Origin of the sequence: Streptococcus sp. HMSC071D03, assembly GCF_001812125.1 — a bacterium.
Taxonomy (GTDB): domain Bacteria; phylum Bacillota; class Bacilli; order Lactobacillales; family Streptococcaceae; genus Streptococcus; species Streptococcus pseudopneumoniae_N.
Genome location: NZ_KV807737.1, coordinates 1 through 4,487, shown reverse-complemented (window position 1 = coordinate 4,487; position 4,487 = coordinate 1). Strand labels below are relative to the sequence as shown.

The 4,487-nt window shown below is 38.2% G+C and carries 2 protein-coding genes; both read left to right on the top strand.

Going from position 1 to position 4,487, the window contains the following annotated elements; translation table 11 throughout:
* Window positions 1-251 precede the first annotated feature (251 nt).
* Window positions 252-1,232: an acetylxylan esterase gene (locus HMPREF2837_RS04195; RefSeq protein ID WP_049549563.1), complete on the top strand. Its 981-nt coding sequence runs from the start codon at window positions 252-254 to the stop codon at window positions 1,230-1,232.
* A gap of 635 nt (window positions 1,233-1,867) precedes the next feature.
* The coding region (locus HMPREF2837_RS04190; protein WP_261674333.1) for an SIALI-17 repeat-containing surface protein at window positions 1,868-4,487 on the top strand (2,620 nt) is incomplete at its 3' end.

Sequence of the window (4,487 nt, the reverse complement as noted above, 5' to 3'; positions counted from 1 at the left end):
GACGTAGTTTGAATTTGATTTTCGAAGAGTATAAGACTAGTCTTCAATGACAATTGGATGAGAGACCAAAGAAGCTGTTTTCTTTGAAAGTGTATTGAATCAATACAAAATGGAATGGATAAAACTACTTTCAGACTAGCTTCGCTGAAGCTGCAAAATTAAAATCACTTTCTATTTAAGAATCTACCTTGCATTGCCTTACTTTGTGTGCTAGAGTTATGATAACGATTACAAAAATTAAGGAGAATTATATGAGAAACCCAGCACTAATAGAAGAAATGAAAACTTACAGAGGGAGAGATGAAGTTCCGCAAGACTTTGACGCTTTTTGGGATGGTGAGATTGAGGAATTGTCAGTGTTACCAGACTATCAATTAGAGGAACGAGACTTTCATATTCCAAATGTGAAGTGTTATGAGTTAAGCTTTAAAGCTACCCGTGATGGCCTTGTATATGCGCGTATAGTCTTACCAAAATCAGAAAAGAAAGTACCTGTCATTTTCCACTTCCATGGCTATATGGGACGTTGCTGGGATTGGACAGATATGCTAGCCTTTACAGTAGCTGGTTATGGTGTCGTATCGATGGATGTTCGTGGACAATCTGGATACTCACAAGATGGCTTGCGCTCACCTCTCGGAAATACAGTTAAGGGCCAAATCATCCGCGGTGCTGTTGAAGGAAAAGAGCAACTTTTCTATAAGGATGTTTATCTTGATATTTATCAATTAGTTGAGATTGTAGCTAGCTTTCCACAAGTGGATGAGAGGCAATTAGCAAGCTATGGAGCTTCTCAAGGAGGGGCACTAGCTCTAGTGGCTGCGGGGCTAAATCCACGTATCAAGCGTACAGTTGCTATTTATCCATTCTTATCAGATTTTAGACGAGTGCTAGAGATTGGAAATACCAGCGAAGCCTATGATGAGCTCTTTCGTTACTTTAAGTTCCATGATCCATTCCATGAGACAGAAGAGCAGATTATGGAGACGCTCGCTTATATCGATGTAAAAAATCTTGCCCATCGCATTAAGGGGGAAGTTCGAATGATTACTGGGCTTGATGATGATGTCTGCTATCCAATCACCCAGTTTGCTATTTACAACCGTCTGACTTGTGAAAAGAGTTATCGTATCATGCCTGAATACGCTCATGAGGCCATGAATGTTCATGTCAATGATCAAGTTTACAATTGGTTGTGTGGTAGTGAGATTCCTTTTAAATATGTGAAGTGATGAATGAGAGAGCCTAGTAGCTCTCTTTTTGTATAGAGTCTAGTCAGCAAATATTCTAGTTCATATATACTTTGAAATTCAGCAACTCTTATAGCTATCACTGTATTTTAGGGAAAGAATGATAGAGTCCTTAATATGAACTATGATACGAATGCTTTGAAGCGGAAATGATAGATGAATGGCTATTTCTGAATCATACCCCAATGTTTTTCCCTGTATTAGAAAGGATATGGTAACTAAAGTCATCCATAAGAAGCCAACATGTTTTTTAAACCGATTTTTTCTTTGATTTTGTCATTCTTATGTCTAATGTGGTGGAACCTATTTCAATACATTGAAAAGCGTCTGTAAAATGTGTTATAATTTATAAGAAAATATACAGTTTCGCTACAAATGAACATTTATATATAAGTTTATGTATAACTTAGTTTTTCTGATTAGGATAATATCTTATAAAAAACTATATTCTTGGAGATACAGCACTTAAATATCATTTGTAAAGTAGCAAAATAGTCTATGTCTATTTTTATTGTAAGAATCAAAGTAGAGAGTGTTATGCTAATGAAAACTGTAATATTTTATTTTTTAGAATATACTTGGATAAATTAACTTTGAAAGTTAAAGTGAGGTAATGTATGTTTGTATGTTTAAAGGGTTTAGGGAAATTTCGTAAATCCAAAGCTTATGGTTTGGTTGGTTGTTTGACACTATCCGCAGTGATTGGCTTAGCTACACCAGAGTTACCAGTTATTGGTGGTGGGGTTGTTTATGCTGATGTCATTCAAGGTGGTAGCGATATTCACGATGTGGATGTTCATAGTAAATCTGCAGAAGGTGTTGCTATGACTTATACCACTTATGATAGCGGAACAAGTGGAAAACAAACTGCGTCTGGCAGTGGTGTATTCGTAGCGCCGAATGTGATGGTGACAGTAGCTCATAACTACTATGATAAAAACCAAGAGGATAAGTCTGCGGTCTTGCGTGGTGGGGAGTCTGCTCGTAGTTATGTTGTAATGAACTCGGAAAAGGAGAAAAGTAATAAAGTACCTACTTCTGGTGTATCGGAAACTCTTGAAAAAGACTCTATTCATTTGTATAACGGAAAAGATTTTGGGAAAGATTATAGCAATGATTTAGCAGTAGTGGTAACTAAAAAGCCTGTAGAAGCTATGACAGGTGGTGAAGATTCACCAAGAGAATTGAGCCATAAAGAGGTTTCTACTGGTGATAAAATCACTATGGTCGGCTATCCCAATGATTTTTCTACTCCAAATTTAAGTAAAGAAAATAAAGCTCGCTTGAAAGACGGTAAGGCTTATTCAGTCTCAACAACTGTGAGCAGTATCAATAAAGAGAGTGGTGCAGTCACTTATCATTCCTCAGCTTTAGGAGGTTTTTCAGGTGCTCCTTTGTTTAATGATAAGGGAGAGGTAGTCGGTATCCACCAGCACGGAACAAATACTTCAAACGCTCCTGAGAGTGAGCGTATTGGCGGTGGTACTATCTTTACGGACAAGCACAGAGCTTGGATTCAGTCAATGATTGATAAATATGGTATAAAGGGTTGGTATATAGATGGTGCAAACCGTTACTACTATGATGAAAATCATATAGCTTTAAAAGATGTAGAGTCTGAGATTGACGGTGCTTTGTATAGTTTTGATGAAAAAGGTCGAGCTACTTTAGTAAAAGGTGAAGAAAAAGGTCGTGTTCTACTTCGAGTAGAAGATACTAAAGGAACTCGTTTGATTTCAGATAAGGTTGTTCAGGAAGGCCCTGTTGGAAGTGGCTTGAATTTTCATTTAAGACAAAATCCAGACTTCAAACAGTTAATAGCAACGTCCTCAACAGCTAAAGTGGTATCCTATAACAGAGTGCCAATTAACAAACTAGCAAGTGATACTAGTTGGTCTGATGACTATGTCAGTAAGTTAGCTTTAGGAGATACAATTATAAGAGCGGTAGTAGATTCGGTAACTCCTCCATCTACCTCTTCTTCGGATTTTGCAAGAACTGAAGTTGGTAAAGTCGATTTGAGTGGTAAATCGAACTTACCTGTTCCTAGTAAAGAGGTATTACAAGCTCCGAATGGTTCAGAGAATTTCTATGCTACAACGCACATTCAAACGCCAGATGGGTCGGGGTCAGGTACTTTAATTGCACCCAATTTGGTGTTAACAGTAGCTCATAATTTTTTAACAGTTAAAGGTTCTGAGGTAGTTACTAAATCTGGTCGCACCAATACAGTGTATAAAGCAACTTTACCGAATGGTAAGTCTGTGAATTTTTCAGATGATGATATTGTTTATTGGAATAAGAAAGATTCAGTATTTGGATTTAAAAATGACTTAGCTTTGGTTCGGTTAAAAGAAGCAGTAAAAGGAGTAGCTCCTGTAGAGGTTGTAAAACAATCTTCGAAAGTTGCAGAGGGGGATTCGGTTTCGGTCTATGGTTTTCCAGATAACAAGCTAAGTCCAGTTTTAGATAGCAAAGTAGTAGGAACTACAGACTTCGGTTCTGGAATAGAGGGAATTAGCTATGGAGGTACGAAACCTGGAGCGTCTGGTGGTGGTCTTTATAATGATAAAGGTGCTTTAATTGGAGTTCACCAAAATGGTGTTGTAGGAAGCCGTAGTGGTGGTTTGGTTTTATCAAAAGAGCAGCTGGATTGGGTTCGTTCTTATATTGAGGGTCAACCAAAAGATCCTGTCTATGTGGAAGATAAAAAAGTGGAACCTTCTAAGAAGGATTCGGATAAGGATTTAGCTGGGAAATTAGATCCAAAAAAAGATAGTGGAAAAGAAGATTCTGGTATTTTAGGTACATCTGGTGACTTTGCAGCTCCTACAGTAGATAAGCCAGAGTTTAAAGGTGGAGTTCCTTTCACTGAATCTCCTATACTGGAAATCCCAGAGTATACGGGTGTATTATCAACCTCAGGAGAAGAATCGGCCCCAACAGTTGAACAGCATGACTTTACAGACGGAGTTAACGGAGGCGAATCACTTGTTACAGAAGTTCCAGAGTATAGCGGTGTTCTCTCCACATTAGGAGACACTCCAGCCCCTATAGTAGATAAACCAGATTTTACAGGCGGAGTTAATGGTGCGGATGCTGAGGTCCATCATATTTCAGACTATACAGGTGGAGTTCCTTTCACTGAATCTCCTATACTGGAAATCCCAGAGTATACGGGTGTATTATCAACCTCAGGAGAAGAATCGGCCCCAACAGTTGAACAGCATGACTTTA